The organism is Acidocella sp. (assembly GCF_050253495.1).
GTDB lineage: Bacteria > Pseudomonadota > Alphaproteobacteria > Acetobacterales > Acetobacteraceae > Acidocella.
The window spans coordinates 14,019-29,232 of sequence record NZ_JBFWIX010000024.1 but is presented as its reverse complement, the minus strand read 5'-3'; the positions used below and the strand labels follow the sequence as shown (position 1 = coordinate 29,232).

The following is a 15,214-nucleotide window of genomic DNA, read 5'->3' as shown; positions in this document are numbered from 1 at the left end:
TTTTGCCTTGCAGGCTGGTGGTGTAGGCCAGCTTTATGACACGCATCGCCTCCCTAAGCCGTAAGACGAGTGAAACCGATATCATCGTCACCATCAACCTGGACGGAACCGGCCAAACCGACATCGATACGGGCGTGGGATTTTTCGACCATATGCTGGATGCCTTCGGACGCCACGGCCTGTTCGATTTAGCCATCGTGGCCAAGGGCGATGTGCATATCGATGCACATCATACAGTCGAAGATGTGGGAATCGTGCTCGGGCAGGCGATTGCAACCGCCCTTGCCGACAAACGCGGCATCCAACGCTTTGGCCAGGCCGCCGTGCCAATGGACGAAGCCCTGGTCGAGGCCGTGATCGATCTTTCAGGCCGCGCCTTCGTGGCCTGGGGCATAAGCTTTGAACGCCCCATGCTCGGTGAAATGGATACGCAGCTTGTGGAAGAGTTTTTCCGTGCCCTAGCCGGAAATGGTTTTTTCAACCTGCATGTCCGCCAATTGGCGGGCCATAATGCGCACCATGTCGCCGAAGCGGCCTTCAAATCCGTCGCCCGCGCCCTCCGGACGGCCACGACTCTGGAGCCGCGCATCGCCGGGTTGATCCCTTCCACCAAGGGGACGCTATGACATTGAAGGTCGCCGTTGTTGACTACCAAAGCGGTAATCTTGCCTCGGCGGCCCGCGGATTACAGCTAGCTGCGGCGCGCCAGGATGTTCAGGCGGATATTTTCATCACCGCCGACCCCGACCGCCTGAAACAGGCGGACAAGATCGTCCTGCCCGGCCAAGGGGCTTTCCCCGATTGTGCCGCCGGTCTTTCCAGCGTTTCCGGGTTGAAAGACGCCTTACTTGAGCGCGTCTGCGAAGGAGTGCCCTTTCTCGGAATCTGCGTCGGCATGCAACTCATGGCCGAACGTGGACTGGAACATAACGTGACTCCTGGATTTGGTTGGATCAAGGGCGAAATCACCAAGATACAAGCCCGCACGGAACGGTTGCCCCACATGGGATGGAATGAGTTGCATTTCGAGCCCGGCTCCCACCCATTGCTCAACGGGTTACGACCCGGAGATCATGCTTATTTCGTGCACTCCTACGCTCTTACACAAGCGCAACCGGAAGAAGTTCTCGTCACCACGGATTATGGGGGCAAGGTTGTTGCCATGGTGGCTAAGGAGAATCGGGCTGGCACCCAATTCCATGCTGAAAAAAGCCAGGAGGTAGGCCTGACGATCCTCGGGAATTTCCTGCTCTGGTCTCCCTGAGCTACCCTCTTGATCCACCGCGCCTTCCGCGCGAAGAGGCAGACGTGAAACCGACCCTGCCCCCTCCCGCCAGCATGACCGCTGAACTTGTTGAAGCCTTCACGGATGAATCCGATATTCACGCCCTTGCCGAGGCCGCTACCGCCGCTGTGCTCGATGGCGGAGGTTTCGGTTGGGTAAAGCCGCCCACGGCGGCCGCGGTGGAACAATATTATCGCGGCGTGCCCCTCGTGCCTGAGCGTGAATTGATCGTGGGCCGGATGGATGGCGTGATTTATGGCGCCGCCCAACTGCAGAAACCATCCCGCAATAACGAGGCCCAATCCTTTGCGGTTCAGTTGCTACATCATTTTGTGGCACCTTACGCGCGCGGTCATGGTTTGGCCAAACTCATTCTAAAAAAAGCCGAGGAACAGGCCAAGGCCCTTGGTTTTCATGTCTTGAACCTGGACGTTCGGGAATCCCAGCAAGGCGCGATGTCGCTCTATGAGGCTGAAGGGTTTATTCATTGGGGAACGCATCCAGCCTATGCCCGCGTGAAGGGTCAGATCATCTCTGGCCATTTCTACTATAAGGCCTTGAAATGAAACTAACCCTATATCCCGCCATCGATCTGAAAGATGGAAGCTGTGTGCGCCTGCTCCGTGGAGACATGGAGCAGGCCACGGTTTTTAAAAACACCCCTGACATACAAGCCGCCAAATGGCAGGCCGCCGGGTTTCCCTGGATCCATGTTGTTGATTTAAACGGTGCATTTGCCGGGCACACGGTAAATGAAAGCGCTGTTCGCGCCATTCTCGCCGCCGTGTCCGTGCCCGTTCAACTCGGCGGGGGGCTGCGGGACATGGCTGGCATAGAAGCTTGGTTAAAGGCTGGCATCTCCCGCGTCATTCTCGGTTCCGCCGCTGCCAAGAATCCCTCCTTAGTCAAGGAGGCCGCCAAGGCCTTTCCCGGCCAAGTAGCAGTCGGTATCGACGCGAAGGCGGGTATGGTGGCAACGGAAGGCTGGGCTGAAACCTCCAACATCACGGCAACAGCTTTAGCCCGGCGCTTTGAGGATGCGGGAATTACCGCCATCATCTACACTGACATCTCCCGCGATGGCATGAAAACCGGCTTAAATCTGGATGAAACAATCTCCTTGGCGGCCTCCGTCACGGTACCAGTCATTGCTTCCGGCGGTGTTGCTTCTGTCGCGGACATCACCGCGCTGAGGCAAGCGGCTGCATCCCAGCACAACCTCAGCGGTTCAATCCTCGGCCGCGCCTTGTATGATGGCAGCCTGACCCCAGAAGAGGCCTTGGCCGCATGTTGAAATTACGCGTCATTCCCTGCCTGGATGTCAAAGATGGGCGTGTTGTCAAAGGGGTGAATTTCATCTCTCTCCGCGATGCCGGGGATCCCGTGGAGCAAGCCACGTTATACGATCAGGCCGGAGCAGATGAGCTAACTTTTCTCGATATCACGGCAAGTTCCGACAACCGCGACACGATTTTGGACGTTGTTCATCGCACTGCGGAGAAAGTGTTCCTGCCGCTGACCGTGGGGGGGGGGATTCGCAGCGTCCAGGATATGAGACGGCTGCTCCTGGCGGGCGCGGACAAATGTTCGATCAATTCAGCCGCAATCTCCCGACCGGAACTCGTATCCGAAGCGGCTGGAAAATTTGGAAGCCAATGTGTCGTGGTTGCCGTTGACGCCCGTCAAACCAGCCCTGGAACATGGGAAGTGTTCTCACATGGAGGACGAAAGCCAACAGGTCTCGATGTTCTGCAATGGGTTAGAAGGCTGGAGGAGTTGGGAGCCGGTGAAATTTTATTGACATCGATGGACCGGGATGGAACCGGAAAAGGCTTCGATCTGGAGTTGCTTAGGAAAGTTTGCGCCGCGGTCAAACTTCCCGTCATAGCCTCGGGAGGCGTTGGCAAATTGCAGCACTTCGTTGAAGGCGCGCAGGCTGGCGCCACAGGATTACTGGCGGCCAGTGTTTTTCACTTCGGCCAATTCAGCATCGCTCAGGTAAAGCAGGCCCTGGCCGAAGCCCACTTGCCGGTACGGCCTGCCCGCGCAATATAGTTACAGCTCCAGGAGTCGTACCTTCCATCATGGCAAAGAAAATGGCCAAAACCCCAGACATTGCCTCCAAAAAGAAGATCGCAACCAAAAAACCGGCGGCGGCGACACGCGCGGCCAAAGTCCCGCCTCCGACGCATGCGTTGGACGCCAGGGTTCTCGACCGGCTTTGGGGCACCGTTCTCTCACGCTCAACCGCCAACCCAAATGAAAGCCACTCGGCCAGATTATTGTCTCGCGGCACGGAGAAAGTGGCGCAGAAATTCGGTGAAGAAGCGGTTGAATGCGTGATCGAGGCCGTCGCGAAAAATAAAACCGCCCTGATCGGTGAAAGCGCCGATGTCCTGTATCATTTGATGGTAGTCTGGGTCGATGCTGGACTTCGCCCTGAGGAAGTCTGGGCGGAACTTACCCGCCGGGAAAGCATGAGCGGCATCGCCGAAAAAGCCGCCCGCAAGCAGTCACTTCCAGGCTTTCCAACCAAGAAAATCCCGTGAGAAGATGCCATGACTTACGATGACAATAATATCTTCGCAAAAATACTACGCGGTGAGCTGCCGACAAAAAAAATCTATGAAGACGAATATGCGCTCGCCTTTCCGGACATCAGCCCTCAGGCCCCCGTGCATGTACTCGTCATTCCCAAGGGCAAGTATATTTCAGCCACGGATTTTGGCGCCAAGGCCAGCCCCACGGAAATCACCGGCTTTTACCGCGCCCTCTCCCATGTAGCCAAACTGCTTAATGTTGAAGCCAGCGGATATCGCATCATCTGCAACGCTGGCCCCGACAGCCAACAAATGGTGCCACATTTCCATGCCCATATTCTGGGTGGCCGGAAGATGGGGCATATCCTGGCACCAAAAGATTAATACCTCGAACGACCGCCCTGTATAGCGGCCCCCTGCCCCATGGCAGACTGATGCGGCGTTGCATGGCCTGCCGACCGCCGCCATCAACATAGCCTCCAAAACAACTTACCGATCCACCGCGCCTTGCCCACTTTACATTTGCAAACCATCTGGGCAGCATCACTCATGGCCGTCCGGGAGCAGTCAGCGCACGATAGTTTTTAAGTGATTTTCGGGCACCACCGCCTATCGTGATGCTTGTTTACGCCTTCATGGCCTGGACAACCTGACACGTCATGCGGAAAACTGGATAACCTCGCGAACGAGCGGGTAAATCTCGTTTTCCCACCGGCGGCCGGCAAAAACGCCATAATGCCCCACACCTGTTTGCACATGATGGCGCTTCAGAAGGGGACGCAAACCACTACATAAATCCAACGCCGCGGCCGTCTGGCCAAGACCACAAATATCGTCCCTCTCTCCCTCTATGGTGAAGAGAAACGTCTTGCGAATGGCCGAGGGGCGCACCGGTCTGCCATGATAGATGAGCTCTCCCTTGGCAAGCTGATGCCGCATGAATATCCTATCGACAGTCTCCAAATAAAATTCTGCCGGCAAATCCATGACCGCCAGGTACTCGTCATAAAAATTCCGGTGAATCTCGGAAGCTTGGCTGTCTTCCGCGGCCAAACTGCGAAACTGGCGCAGATGTGCCCCGATATGCTTGTCGAGATTCATCGAAACGAAGGCGGTCAATTGCATAAAGCCAGGATAGACACGCCGCCCCCCGCCACGATAGCGCCAGGGCACAACCCCGATCATTTTATCCTCAAACCAGGATATGTCCTTGGCTTTAGCCAAAAGATTGACTTTGGTGGGGTTGCGCCGCGTATCGATCGGGCCAGCCATCAACGTCATGCTGCGCGGCGTGGCGGCGTTATTGTCCTCTGCCATGATCGAAACGGCGGCAAGCACCGCAACGGTCGGTTGGCAGACCCCCACGACGTGGCTTCGCGGCCCCATCATCTCCAGGAATTTGATAACATGCTCCACATATTCGTCAAACCCAAAACGTCCCGCAGACAGTGGAATGTCGCGCGCATTCTTCCAGTCTGTAATATAGACGTCATGATCCCTCAGCAGCACTTCAACCGTATTACGCAACAATGTGGCAAAATGCCCAGATAAGGGCGCAACGACCAGAACCTTGGGCTGGGGGCGCCCGCTATCTTTCTTGAAATGCAGCAGATTGGCAAAGGGCGTGGCATATACCACCTCTTCACTGATCGCCGCCATGCCGTTACCGGCCTCAACCTCCTTGATGCCATAGCTAGGCCGGTTATGGGTCGTTCCCGCATAACCAAAAACCTCAAGCGCTGCATTCAGATGCCGCAAAAAAATTCCATACGGAGGATGAGGAATCACCGTGCGCAACAAAGTGCTGGTGTTACGTGCAACCCTGCGCAACGGGTCAACAAGGTCAGCCTGCGCTTGATAAATCTGGTAGATCATAGCAGAACCTTAACCTAAGCTCCCAACAAACCCCTCACAAAAATTATCCTTATGTCACAACAGTGCGGTAAAGCATTGTCCAGACCACTTTTTTTTGATAATCATGGGATCATTTTCATTAAAAAGGAAGGGCAAACATGGCCGAAGCGACCTTGCTGATCAGCAGCAAAAATTATTCATCCTGGTCGCTACGAGGTTTTCTGCTCGCCAAGCTCTCTGGCATCTCCTTCAAGGAAGAACGGGTGTCTCCTGATGACCCCCGGGCCAAAGAAGAGTTGCTCATGCGGACCTCCTCCATCCTTGTTCCTTGCTTAATACATGGCGAAGTTAGTGTTTGGGATACAATCGCTATCGCCGAATATTTGAATGAAAACTTCCCCGAAGCGGGAATGCTGCCTCGTGAGACAGCCGCACGGGCCCGTTGCCGTTCAATCTCTGGAGAAATGCACTCGGGCTTTGCCGCCTTGCGTTCTTCCTTGCCCATGAATCTGCGCTTCCGCAAACCCGGCTTCACAGTATGGTCCTCGGCCCAGGCTGACATCGATAGGATCATGTCCATCTGGCAGGATTGCTTGAGCACCTGGAAGGGGCCTTTCCTGTTCGGCCGAACCCCCACAATCTCTGACTGCATGTACGCCCCAGTCGTCACCAGATTTCAATCCTACGATGTGAATGTCGGTCCTGCCTGTCAGGAATATTGCGACACCATCCTATCCTGGTCTCCCATGAAGGAATGGATCGCCGACGCCAAGGAAGAACCCCAGGAAATTATTGAACTCGACCTCGATTTTTGACCTAGTAGGGGCAGCATAGTGGAGGCTGGCAGTGGCTTACCCAAGGAGCGCCAGCCTCCAGGCTTTTCCTCATTACGCAGGCCATGGTGTTGATTGAGGTACGGCACAGAGGCCCTTGGCATCAACGGTGCCAAAATCCGCAGGGGAGGTAATCTCCAAATATTCCATATCCGGAGAGTAATCGAACAAGTAGTGGGTGATGCCCGGCTGCTGGTGAACACAATCTCCCACGGAAACAAGATGCTCCTTGTCTCCATACATGAATCTTGCCCACCCTTTCGTCATGAACACGATGTGGAAATCGGCGATATGCTGGTGCCAACCGGTCCCCTGCTCCGGGGGAAAATCCGGATTGGCTTTCACAAGTTGAGCAATAACCCGCCCTCCCGTGGCATCCGCGACCCCTAGGTCACGATATAGAAAGAAGCTTCTAAGCCCATCTGTCCGCCATGGCGTCTCTTCGGGCTTGATATGGGAGAATAGATTCACAACCGGCTTGTCGAGCATCTGTTCCAATCCCTTCTCGTAAAAGGAAGAGACAAACTCTGCCACAAAAGCCTTCCATATCACCAGAAAATTTTGCGGTGCATCAAACTCTTTGATTTTGGCTCAATCGTCGTCGCGCTCGGCACGGACCAGCACTTCCCTCTTGCCTACATGGTTTGCGGGAGAAACCACCCCTTCCCGTTCCATCTGCTCGATCAGCTTCGCCGCGCGGTTATACCCGATCGTCAGGCAACGTTGCAGGTAAGATGTACTCGCCTTGCGATCCCGGGCGACAATGGCCACCGCTTGGTCGTAAAGTGCATTTTCTCCACCTCCATTTCCGCCCACGGCCGATGCTCCACCGCCAGCAACTCCCTCCTCTTCCTCTGGGGGCTCGGTGACTTCATCGAGATAATTCGGTTCTCCCTGCTCGCGCAGATAATCGACGACCGCCTCAACCTCTTGATCAGACACAAACGGACCATGCACGCGGGTGATACGTCCACCACCGGCCATATATAGCAGGTCACCTTGCCCCAGCAATTGCTCAGCTCCTTGCTCACCAAGGATGGTCCGACTGTCAAACTTCGAAATGACCTGAAAGGAAATACGCGTGGGAAAGTTGGCCTTGATTGTCCCTGTGATCACATCCACCGAGGGGCGCTGCGTCGCCATGATGACATGAATACCCGCCGCCCGGGCTTTTTGAGCCAGACGCTGGACACAAACTTCAATCTCCTTGCCCGCGACAAGCATCAAATCCGCCATTTCATCGATGAACACGACAATGAACGGCAGCGGTTCAAGCGCCAGGGGCTGCTCCTCGAAAACCGGCTTTCCCGTCTCGGAATCAAACCCCGTTTGCACCCGACGTGTCACGACCTCGCCCCGGGCACGGGCTTCATTCACCCGTTCATTATAACCACCGATATTACGGACAGAAAGCTGGCTCATGGCCCGGTAGCGCCGGTCCATTTCCCTCACCACCCATTTCAGGGCCGCGACGGCCTTGGCCGGTTCGGTCACCACAGGGGTCAATAGATGGGGGATGCCGTCGTAAACCGAAAGTTCCAAGATCTTCGGGTCGATCATAATGAGTCGGCATTGTTCCGGCGACAACCGGAATAACAAACTCATGATCATCGCATTTACCCCCACGGATTTGCCCGAGCCAGTCGTGCCGGCAATCAGCAAATGGGGCATGCGGGCCAAGTCCGCGATCACGGGAGCACCGGAAATATCCTTACCCAGCGCCAAGCCCAACGACCCGTTCTGACTATTCCAGTCAGCCGCTCCCAGCAATTCGGAAAGATAAACCGTTTCACGCCTGGCATTCGGCACCTCGATGCCGATGACATTACGGCCTGCCACCACCGCGATACGCACGGCAATCACGGAAAGGGAGCGCGCAATATCTTCGGCCAGCCCAACCACACGGGCCGAACGGATACCGGGGGCCGGTTCAAGCTCATAAAGTGTAACAACCGGCCCTGGCCGGATTTCAACAATTTTTCCCTGAACCCCGTAATCCTGCAAAACGGTTTCCAGCAGGCGGGCATTGTTCTGCAGCGCCTCTTCCGAGGGGCCCGTACTCGCCCGCTGCGGCGCGGGACGCAGCAATTCCAGTGAAGGAGGCTCCCACCCTATTTCGAGCAATGGCAGACGTTGCTGCTGAGGAGGAGCCGGGCGGGGCATCTGGGCCGCCTTTACCGGTGGCTTGGCACGCAAGGGCACAATAGGTTGCTGTGCCTCCATCGCGGCATTGACTTCATCAAGCTGTTCATCATCGTGCACGGGGGCCCATGCACGCATTGGCTCTTCCACGGCGGATGAGGCCGATGCCGTTTGCAACAAAGGCGACAGCCAGGAGGACACGGCCGCGGCGCCGCGCCGCCCCTGCTGCATTGAAGCCGATGCGGCTAAAACGGCTTTCCGGCCGCCAGATCGCCATTCACCGGGGGTGAAACCCAAGGCGAAGCCGATGCTAGCCAAAGCCAGAATCATGGTAATGACCATGACGAGACCATTGCCGACCTTGCCCAAGACCGAACTTCCAGCTTCGGAAACCAGCCGGGACAAAACATCTCCCGCCGCGCCGCCGACACCCGCCGGCGTAGGCCACGGCAATCCGCCGCCTGGAATGACATGAAACGCCATAGCGAGCGAAGCCGCCGCGAATGGCATGCTCAATCCGGCCAGGACAATCCTTGCCTTTAAATGCCCGACCTGCCCGCGAATCCCCAGCCTGTACGACCAAGCCAAAAGCACGAGCACCGGGATAAACCCCGCCACGCCGAAACTCTGCAACATAAGGTCAGCAATTGTGGCACCGCCCAGCCCCGCCAGATTATGGACAGGCGCATCGCTGATCGTATCAAGAGAGGAGTCCGAGGCATTGTAAGAGACCAAAGCCAGAGCCAAAGTCAGGGCGGCTAGTGCGATAAATACCGCGAAAGATTCCGCCGCGCGCCGACGGAACTGCGCCCGGATCGCCGGTGAGATAAAACGTCGCGCCCCCAGATCAACTGCCATGCCTCAATCTATAGATGGCAACGCCTGATTTTCAAAGTTTTTATGCAGCCTTTCCACGTCTCGCCAGATCAAGATGCAGAAAGGCCACGCGCGGGCAAAGTTACCCGAGCCCCGCTAATTGCACGCGATCAATCAGGGCTGCACGAAAGCGGCGCTGATCGTGATCCCGACCTCGTCACCGATCAACGGCACGTAGGTTGTCTGATCAAAATCAGAACGTTTCAGCTTTCCTGACAAATTGAACCCTATTGTATATTGCTTGGTCAGGGGGTTGATACCGCCAGCATTGAATGTGGCTTTCAGCGTTTCGGGGCGCGTCACGCCATGAAACGTCAAATCACCCGTGACCAATGCCGTATCCTCGCCGGTACGGACCACTTTGACGGACTTGAACTCAATAAACGGATATTTCGCGGCATCGAACCATTCAGGCGACTTCAGTTCGCCATCTAATTTGGTGTTCGTGGTGGAGACACTCCCAACCGGCACCTTGATGTCGAAGCTGGTTTTGGACAGTTCCGCCGGCTTCAGCGTCAATGTGCCGGACGCCCCCGTGAAATTGCCATACCATGTGGTGAACCCCATGTGGGAAACGGAAAATAGGATCCGGGTATGGGTAGGTTCCACCTGATAGGTTCCGGCTTTTACGTCGGCGGGATTTATATCAGGCTTCGAAGTCTGGGCCCACGCGAAGGATGGAGCGGCGAGCAACAAAGCGGCGAGCAATTGAGCTTTCACAAGACAACTCCTTGGTTTTAGATTTTGGAAATCTCGGTCTCGGCCTTGGCCATTGCGGGTTCCTTATTGTCCGGCAGCGCCAGCCCTTCCGCCCGCACAAAGGTAATATCGGTCAAACCGATAAAATGCAGCAGCGCGGTCAGATGTGTTTCCTGGTGGTCAAGGCTAGAGGCCGGATTGCCAGGAGCATAAAGGCCACCCCGAGTGGATGCGACAATGACTTTTTTGCCGCCTGGCACCAAACCAACGGGATTGCCATCAGCGCCGTATTTGAAGGTTTTACCCGCCACGAGGAGACGGTCAAACAAGGCCTTCAATTGGCTGGGAATACCAAAATTATACATCGGAGCCCCAATGACGATAATGTCCGCCGCAAAGAGCGTGTCGATCAAGGCGGAGCCCCGGGCAATATCCGCCTTGGTGGTTTCATCCGAGGGCGGGTGCCCAAACATGGCACCGATATGAGCCGGAGATAGATGCGCCAATGGCAACACCGCCAAATCAAGATACGAAACATCCAGCCCTTGGTGAAGCGCCCGCTCATGCCCGACGATCTTTGCCGTCAGGTTGCGCGAAGCTGAGTTTTCACCCAAAACGCTGGAATCAATGTGCCAAAGTTTCATGTTCTACTCCTGTCATGAGCGCCGGAAGCGCTATTGCGAGCATAAATTAGAACTGGCACCACCAACAAAAAAGCCTATATATTAAGATGGATACCATCTACTTTAACGATAGAAGCCGATGATTGAGGGTGTGACTTTCGACCAGTTGCGCATTTTCACCGCCGCCGCTGAGGAACAAAGCTTCTCCGCCGCAGGGCGCAGGCTTCACCGTGCTCAATCTGTTGTCAGTCAGGCCGTGGCCAACTTGGAAAACCAGCTTGGTGTCGAACTTTTCCGCCGAGGGGGGCGCTACCCGGAGTTGACAGCCGCCGGCAACCTGCTCCTGGCCGACGCCAAAGCCATGCTGACTGGCATGGCCATGATGAAAGCACGAGCGCATGGCATGGCCTCGGGGTTAGAGTCCGAGCTTGCCGTTGTTGTCGATGTGATGTTTCCAATGTCCATCCTCACGCAAGCCGCCGCTGCATTTGGAAACAAGTTCCCCTTGACACCTTTGCGCCTTTACGTTGAGGCCTTAGGCGGCGTCGCCCAGGCTGTCCTGAAGCAGCAATGCCAGATTGGCGTCATGGGCACCCTCCCCCTTGTAACGCCGGATTTATTGACCGAGCGATTATTCGCCGTGGATATTGTCTTCGTGGCGGCACCGTCTCATCCGTTGAGCCATCAGAACGCACCGCTTTCGGAATGCGATCTCGCCCGGCATACTCAACTCGTCCTTACAGACCGGACCGAACTTTCCTCCGGACGGGAATTCAAGGTTTTATCGCCCAGAAGCTGGCGCCTGGCCGACCTTGGCGCAAAACATGCATTTTTATTGGCTGGGCTGGGCTGGGGAGGAATGCCTGTTGAGATGGTTGAACGAGACCTGCGCGAAGGCCGCTTGAATGAACTATATGTTCTGGATATGCCCATGCGGGAGCAGATGGCGATGTCAGCCACCTACCGGCTTGACGCCCCTCCCGGCCCCGCGGGGCGCTGGTTCGTCGAACAGCTGAAACTTCTCGCCGGCACTGTACCGGCCACGACAAAGCCAGGAGACGCAACATGAAAACGCTTATCGTACAAATCAAATGCGAGTTAGGACAAGCCTATGACGTTGCGGCTCATATCATAGATAACGTCACGCCATGCCATATCTACTCAACTTCCGGCCCTTATGATCTGCTGGCCATCATCAATCTGGACGACGATCTGGACCCTGGCGTGTTTGTCACCAAGCACCTTCATAAGGCTCCTGGCATCAAGGACACCTCGACAATCATCGCCTTTAATGCCTTTACCCCAGGGGGCTAGCTGCACGAAAAATGTTAACCCCCATCCGCGTCCAAGGAGATGGCAATGATTCCGGCCACGGCGGCCGCCTCGTCATTGTCTGAGGTATCGCCGGAGACGCCGACCACCCCGATCACCGCCCCCCCTTGTTTGATCAAGACACCTCCGGGAACCGGCACCAAGGATCCGCCAATAGCAGCCGTGGCGGCATTGATAAAATAAGGCTGCTGTTCGGCACGCTTCATCAAGGCTCGTGTCCCCATTCCCAACGCCAAAGCGCCATTTGCCTTGCCGAGGGCGATTTCGCCACGCTTCAATGAGGTTCCATCTTGCGCCGCCAAGGCCTTCAGCGCCCCCCGCGCGTCCAGTACCGCCACAACGAGCGGCTTCAATTCCTGTGCTTTCGCGTAGGCCAAGGCCCCATTTATGATTTTTTGCGCATTTTCCAAACTCAGGGGCATCGTCATCCTTCCAGCTCAGTATCCCAGTATAAGAAGTCACGCCAACTTTCGTGCAGATAGTTCGGCGGAAAATGTTTACCCCGCTCCTGTAGTTCAAAACTTGTCGGACGGCGCGGTTCCTGACGAGGAATCATGTTGCATTCCCGAGGCATCTTCGACCCCTTGCGAAGGTTGCACGGCCCACAAGCGGTCACGACATTTGCCCAGCTTGTCCGTCCTCCCTTGGCCCGGGGCACGACATGATCGAACGTCAATTCGGGCGTGACACGCCTCTGCCCGCAATATTGGCAGGTAAACCGGTCACGCAAAAACACATTAAATCTTGTAAAGGCTGGCATGCGCGCCGAGGGAATAAAATCGCGCAAGGCGATCACGCTGGGCAACCGCATGGAAAAGCTCGGCGACCTAACTTCCTGATCATATTCAGACAGCACGGAAACACGGTCTAGAAACACCGCTTTCACGGCATCTTGCCATGCCCAAGTCGACAACGGGAAATAAGACAGCGGACGAAAATCCGCATTCAACACCAAGGCGGGAAAATGCAGCCCGCCGTCAGGCATTACTTTGCCTGTCCCACATAGGAACGAGATTTTGAGGAGCAGCCACGAAACACTGCCACATATGGTAGGGCGTTCGAGTCATAGCCACTTTATGACAAACTCCCCCTTCGGCGGCAAGCATCCCCCAAGTCATGTCGTCCATTTGTCACGATCGCTTTCCGGCTTTTATGCATCGTGTTTGGCACTGGCGGGCATGTGCCAAACACTATTATTCTTACCGCATATGACGATCATATCCCGCTTTGCGCCCAGCCCCACGGGCCTTTTGCATATGGGGCACGCTTATTCGGCCTGGCTAGGCCGCCAAAGGGCAGATACCTGGCTAGTGCGGATGGAAGACATCGACACAATACGCTGCAAGCCTGAATTCGCGGTGGGAATCCAGGAAGATCTCGCATGGTTGGGGTTGAACTGGGACGGACATATTCTCTTCCAAACCAGACATCTCAATCAATATAACCAAGCGCTCACCAGCCTACAGGCTCAGGGTCTGCTATACCCATGCTTCTGCACACGCGCTGAAATCGCCAAGGCTCAATCCGCTCCTCATGCCCATGAAAACATCTATCCGGGCACATGCCGGGCTCTTCCCCTGGCCATACGGACCCAACGCATGGAAGCGGGCCATCCCTATGCCTTGAGGCTGGATACGAAGCGCGCTTGTCACTCCGTCGGGCCACTGCGTTTTTTCGACGAGGCCTTGGGATGGGTCATGGCGGAGCCCTGGCGGTTGGGCGATATTGTCCTGGCCCGAAAGGACGTGCCCACCAGCTATCATCTATGCGTCGTGCATGACGATTCCCTTCAGGGCGTGACCCATGTCATCCGGGGAGAGGATTTACGGGAGGCAACCCATATCCAAGTTCTCCTGCAAGCGCTTCTGGGCTATGAAACACCTGTTTATGTTCACCATAAACTTCTCCTGGGCGCGGACGGAAAGCGGCTTGCCAAGCGGGACAAGGCATTGACATTACAGGCCCTCAGGGTATCCGGCTTGTCACCGGACAAGATCATCGAGCGACTCCGGCAGGCATGAGGCGCATCCTGACGACAGCGGGCTGGGCCGGGCTGTTCATGTGCTTCGGTGCCATCTTATTTGGGCTCTCCACATGGCTCATGCTCTCTCATTCGGCCACATCCAGGCTGATTTGGCTTGTCGCTGGAATTGGCGCCTTGGAAGCCCTGATCCCATGGAGCCTCTGCTTTTGTTTTGGCGTCTTACCGTGGACGCTCCCCCTCAAGGCGCCACCCCCTCTCTTTTCGTTAGGCGATGCAATCGGTGCATTGGCCCGAGCCGCACTTATCATGTTCACCGCCAGTCTGCTTCCCATGTTGGCGCCGTTGAATCTCGGCTTATTCATTGGGCTTCACACCGGCACACTCAAACTCCCTAACTTCAGTTCGCCACTTGCCTTGGAAAGCTCTTTTCTAGCGGGCGAAATAGCAATCTTGCTCTGGCTATCATGGCTGATGCGCCATCTTGGCCCAAAAGCCACCGATGGTTCCCCCAACGGAGTCGCTTGGCGGCCCGCCTCCCTGCAGGGCTATCTCGGCGCGGTAATGGCGTCCATTGGGTTACTGGCTCTCACCCTTCTTATTCTGACATTACTCCCCCCCGATTCCGCCAAGCTTTCGACCATGCGGGCCGCGCGGCTTTTCTCCAGCCCAGCCTGGGCCCTCGCTGGTACATTCGGGGGCATTCTTATCCTGGCCCCGATTGCCGAGGAAATTTTGTTTCGCGGCCTCGCTTTTGCCGGCTTGGCAGCCCACTGGGGCACGGGGCCGGCCATCCTCCTTTCTTGCGCGCTATTCGTCGCCGTGCACGCGCCTGAAAAGCTTCATTACTGGCCAGGATTCGTGGGAGTCGGCGCCTTGGCCTTGGCTGCCTGCTGGCTGCGCCTGCGTTACCGGTCGATCAAACCAGGTGTTTTGATGCATATTCTCTACAATGCCGGCCTGCTTCTGGCGGGGCCGCTGTTACATTGGAGCGGAGGGTAATTTGGCAGGTACATCTGTTTTGGCTAGACTTAAAGAACTATCGGGTT

19 protein-coding genes are annotated in these 15,214 nt (G+C 56.1%); 12 read left to right on the top strand and 7 right to left on the bottom strand.

The window, feature by feature from the left end:
• The first annotated feature begins 35 nt into the window (after nt 1–35).
• From hisB to AB7D48_RS14790, 7 genes are read left to right on the top strand one after another with little or no spacing between them, the layout of a single operon-like run.
• Nucleotides 36–626 (top strand): imidazoleglycerol-phosphate dehydratase HisB, encoded by a 591-nt coding sequence (gene hisB / locus AB7D48_RS14820; protein ID WP_427980653.1) that lies wholly within the window; start codon nt 36–38, stop codon nt 624–626.
• Nucleotides 623–1,264 carry an imidazole glycerol phosphate synthase subunit HisH gene (hisH, locus tag AB7D48_RS14815; protein WP_427980651.1) on the top strand — a complete coding sequence of 214 codons (642 nt, stop codon included), beginning with the start codon at nt 623–625 and terminating at the stop codon, nt 1,262–1,264. The genes hisB and hisH overlap by 4 nt, the downstream gene beginning before the upstream one ends.
• Before the next feature lie 44 nt (nt 1,265–1,308).
• A complete protein-coding gene (locus AB7D48_RS14810; protein ID WP_427980649.1) occupies nt 1,309–1,851 on the top strand; it encodes an N-acetyltransferase family protein in 543 nt (180 codons plus the stop codon).
• Entirely contained in the window at nt 1,848–2,579 is a 732-nt protein-coding gene (hisA, locus tag AB7D48_RS14805; protein ID WP_427980646.1) for a 1-(5-phosphoribosyl)-5-[(5-phosphoribosylamino)methylideneamino]imidazole-4-carboxamide isomerase, read from the top strand. Before AB7D48_RS14810 ends, hisA begins: the two co-directional genes overlap by 4 nt.
• Nucleotides 2,573–3,340, top strand: a complete 768-nt coding sequence (gene hisF, locus AB7D48_RS14800; protein ID WP_427980644.1) for an imidazole glycerol phosphate synthase subunit HisF — start codon at nt 2,573–2,575, stop codon at nt 3,338–3,340. The genes hisA and hisF overlap by 7 nt, the downstream gene beginning before the upstream one ends.
• Nucleotides 3,341–3,369: 29 nt before the next feature.
• Nucleotides 3,370–3,834, top strand: coding sequence for a phosphoribosyl-ATP diphosphatase (locus AB7D48_RS14795; protein WP_427980642.1), 465 nt, complete (start codon nt 3,370–3,372; stop codon nt 3,832–3,834).
• 9 nt (nt 3,835–3,843) lie between these two features.
• Complete coding sequence (locus tag AB7D48_RS14790) at nt 3,844–4,209, top strand: HIT domain-containing protein (protein ID WP_427980639.1); 366 nt, start codon at nt 3,844–3,846, stop codon at nt 4,207–4,209.
• Nucleotides 4,210–4,482: 273 nt separating this feature from the next.
• Here AB7D48_RS14790 and AB7D48_RS14785 read toward each other — a convergent pair whose 3' ends face one another.
• Nucleotides 4,483–5,700 carry a polyhydroxyalkanoate depolymerase gene (locus tag AB7D48_RS14785; protein ID WP_427980637.1) on the bottom strand — a complete coding sequence of 406 codons (1,218 nt, stop codon included), beginning with the start codon at nt 5,698–5,700 and terminating at the stop codon, nt 4,483–4,485.
• Nucleotides 5,701–5,837: 137 nt separating this feature from the next.
• Here AB7D48_RS14785 and AB7D48_RS14780 point away from each other — a divergent pair, with 137 nt between their 5' ends.
• Nucleotides 5,838–6,494, top strand: coding sequence for a glutathione S-transferase (locus AB7D48_RS14780; protein WP_427980634.1), 657 nt, complete (start codon nt 5,838–5,840; stop codon nt 6,492–6,494).
• A gap of 72 nt (nt 6,495–6,566) precedes the next feature.
• On the opposite strand, the gene AB7D48_RS14775 is transcribed toward AB7D48_RS14780, so the two are convergent.
• The 4 genes from AB7D48_RS14775 to AB7D48_RS14760 form a co-directional block, all read right to left on the bottom strand.
• Nucleotides 6,567–7,046: a cupin domain-containing protein gene (locus AB7D48_RS14775; protein ID WP_427980631.1), complete on the bottom strand. Its 480-nt coding sequence runs from the start codon at nt 7,044–7,046 to the stop codon at nt 6,567–6,569.
• A 57-nt stretch (nt 7,047–7,103) separates the two neighbouring features.
• Nucleotides 7,104–9,512 (bottom strand): DNA translocase FtsK, encoded by a 2,409-nt coding sequence (locus tag AB7D48_RS14770; protein WP_427980628.1) that lies wholly within the window; start codon nt 9,510–9,512, stop codon nt 7,104–7,106.
• A gap of 132 nt (nt 9,513–9,644) precedes the next feature.
• Nucleotides 9,645–10,250 (bottom strand): YceI family protein, encoded by a 606-nt coding sequence (locus tag AB7D48_RS14765; protein WP_427980625.1) that lies wholly within the window; start codon nt 10,248–10,250, stop codon nt 9,645–9,647.
• Nucleotides 10,251–10,267: 17 nt separating this feature from the next.
• A complete protein-coding gene (locus AB7D48_RS14760; RefSeq protein WP_427980622.1) occupies nt 10,268–10,873 on the bottom strand; it encodes an FMN-dependent NADH-azoreductase in 606 nt (201 codons plus the stop codon).
• 145 nt (nt 10,874–11,018) lie between these two features.
• Between AB7D48_RS14760 and AB7D48_RS14755 the strand changes: the two genes are divergently transcribed.
• Both AB7D48_RS14755 and AB7D48_RS14750 read left to right on the top strand, forming a co-directional pair.
• Nucleotides 11,019–11,921, top strand: coding sequence for a LysR family transcriptional regulator (locus AB7D48_RS14755; protein ID WP_427980620.1), 903 nt, complete (start codon nt 11,019–11,021; stop codon nt 11,919–11,921).
• Nucleotides 11,918–12,166: an Lrp/AsnC ligand binding domain-containing protein gene (locus AB7D48_RS14750; RefSeq protein WP_427980618.1), complete on the top strand. Its 249-nt coding sequence runs from the start codon at nt 11,918–11,920 to the stop codon at nt 12,164–12,166. The genes AB7D48_RS14755 and AB7D48_RS14750 overlap by 4 nt, the downstream gene beginning before the upstream one ends.
• Before the next feature lie 14 nt (nt 12,167–12,180).
• On the opposite strand, the gene AB7D48_RS14745 is transcribed toward AB7D48_RS14750, so the two are convergent.
• Together AB7D48_RS14745 and AB7D48_RS14740 are read right to left on the bottom strand one after the other, a co-directional pair.
• Nucleotides 12,181–12,606, bottom strand: coding sequence for a GlcG/HbpS family heme-binding protein (locus tag AB7D48_RS14745; RefSeq protein WP_427980615.1), 426 nt, complete (start codon nt 12,604–12,606; stop codon nt 12,181–12,183).
• A gap of 2 nt (nt 12,607–12,608) precedes the next feature.
• A complete protein-coding gene (locus AB7D48_RS14740; protein WP_427980612.1) occupies nt 12,609–13,169 on the bottom strand; it encodes an HNH endonuclease in 561 nt (186 codons plus the stop codon).
• Nucleotides 13,170–13,392: 223 nt separating this feature from the next.
• Between AB7D48_RS14740 and gluQRS the strand changes: the two genes are divergently transcribed.
• On the top strand, nt 13,393–14,205 hold the full coding sequence (gene gluQRS, locus AB7D48_RS14735; protein WP_427980610.1) for a tRNA glutamyl-Q(34) synthetase GluQRS: 813 nt from the start codon (nt 13,393–13,395) through the stop codon (nt 14,203–14,205).
• Nucleotides 14,202–15,167 carry a lysostaphin resistance A-like protein gene (locus AB7D48_RS14730; protein WP_427980608.1) on the top strand — a complete coding sequence of 322 codons (966 nt, stop codon included), beginning with the start codon at nt 14,202–14,204 and terminating at the stop codon, nt 15,165–15,167. The genes gluQRS and AB7D48_RS14730 overlap by 4 nt, the downstream gene beginning before the upstream one ends.
• The last annotated feature ends 47 nt before the right edge of the window (nt 15,168–15,214 follow it).

Bases quoted from the DNA above. Each gene is read 5' to 3' on its own strand.
- hisB (WP_427980653.1), top strand. From the start codon at position 36: ATGACACGCATCGCCTCCCTAAGCCGTAAGACGAGTGAAACCGATATC.
- hisH (WP_427980651.1), top strand. From the start codon at position 623: ATGACATTGAAGGTCGCCGTTGTTGACTACCAAAGCGGTAATCTTGCC.
- hisA (WP_427980646.1), top strand. From the start codon at position 1,848: ATGAAACTAACCCTATATCCCGCCATCGATCTGAAAGATGGAAGCTGT.
- hisF (WP_427980644.1), top strand. From the start codon at position 2,573: ATGTTGAAATTACGCGTCATTCCCTGCCTGGATGTCAAAGATGGGCGT.
- AB7D48_RS14795 (WP_427980642.1), top strand. From the start codon at position 3,370: ATGGCAAAGAAAATGGCCAAAACCCCAGACATTGCCTCCAAAAAGAAG.
- AB7D48_RS14790 (WP_427980639.1), top strand. From the start codon at position 3,844: ATGACTTACGATGACAATAATATCTTCGCAAAAATACTACGCGGTGAG.
- AB7D48_RS14785 (WP_427980637.1), bottom strand. From the start codon at position 5,700: ATGATCTACCAGATTTATCAAGCGCAGGCTGACCTTGTTGACCCGTTG.
- AB7D48_RS14780 (WP_427980634.1), top strand. From the start codon at position 5,838: ATGGCCGAAGCGACCTTGCTGATCAGCAGCAAAAATTATTCATCCTGG.
- AB7D48_RS14770 (WP_427980628.1), bottom strand. From the start codon at position 9,512: ATGGCAGTTGATCTGGGGGCGCGACGTTTTATCTCACCGGCGATCCGG.
- AB7D48_RS14760 (WP_427980622.1), bottom strand. From the start codon at position 10,873: ATGAAACTTTGGCACATTGATTCCAGCGTTTTGGGTGAAAACTCAGCT.
- AB7D48_RS14750 (WP_427980618.1), top strand. From the start codon at position 11,918: ATGAAAACGCTTATCGTACAAATCAAATGCGAGTTAGGACAAGCCTAT.
- AB7D48_RS14745 (WP_427980615.1), bottom strand. From the start codon at position 12,606: ATGCCCCTGAGTTTGGAAAATGCGCAAAAAATCATAAATGGGGCCTTG.
- AB7D48_RS14740 (WP_427980612.1), bottom strand. From the start codon at position 13,169: ATGCCTGACGGCGGGCTGCATTTTCCCGCCTTGGTGTTGAATGCGGAT.
- gluQRS (WP_427980610.1), top strand. From the start codon at position 13,393: ATGACGATCATATCCCGCTTTGCGCCCAGCCCCACGGGCCTTTTGCAT.
- AB7D48_RS14730 (WP_427980608.1), top strand. From the start codon at position 14,202: ATGAGGCGCATCCTGACGACAGCGGGCTGGGCCGGGCTGTTCATGTGC.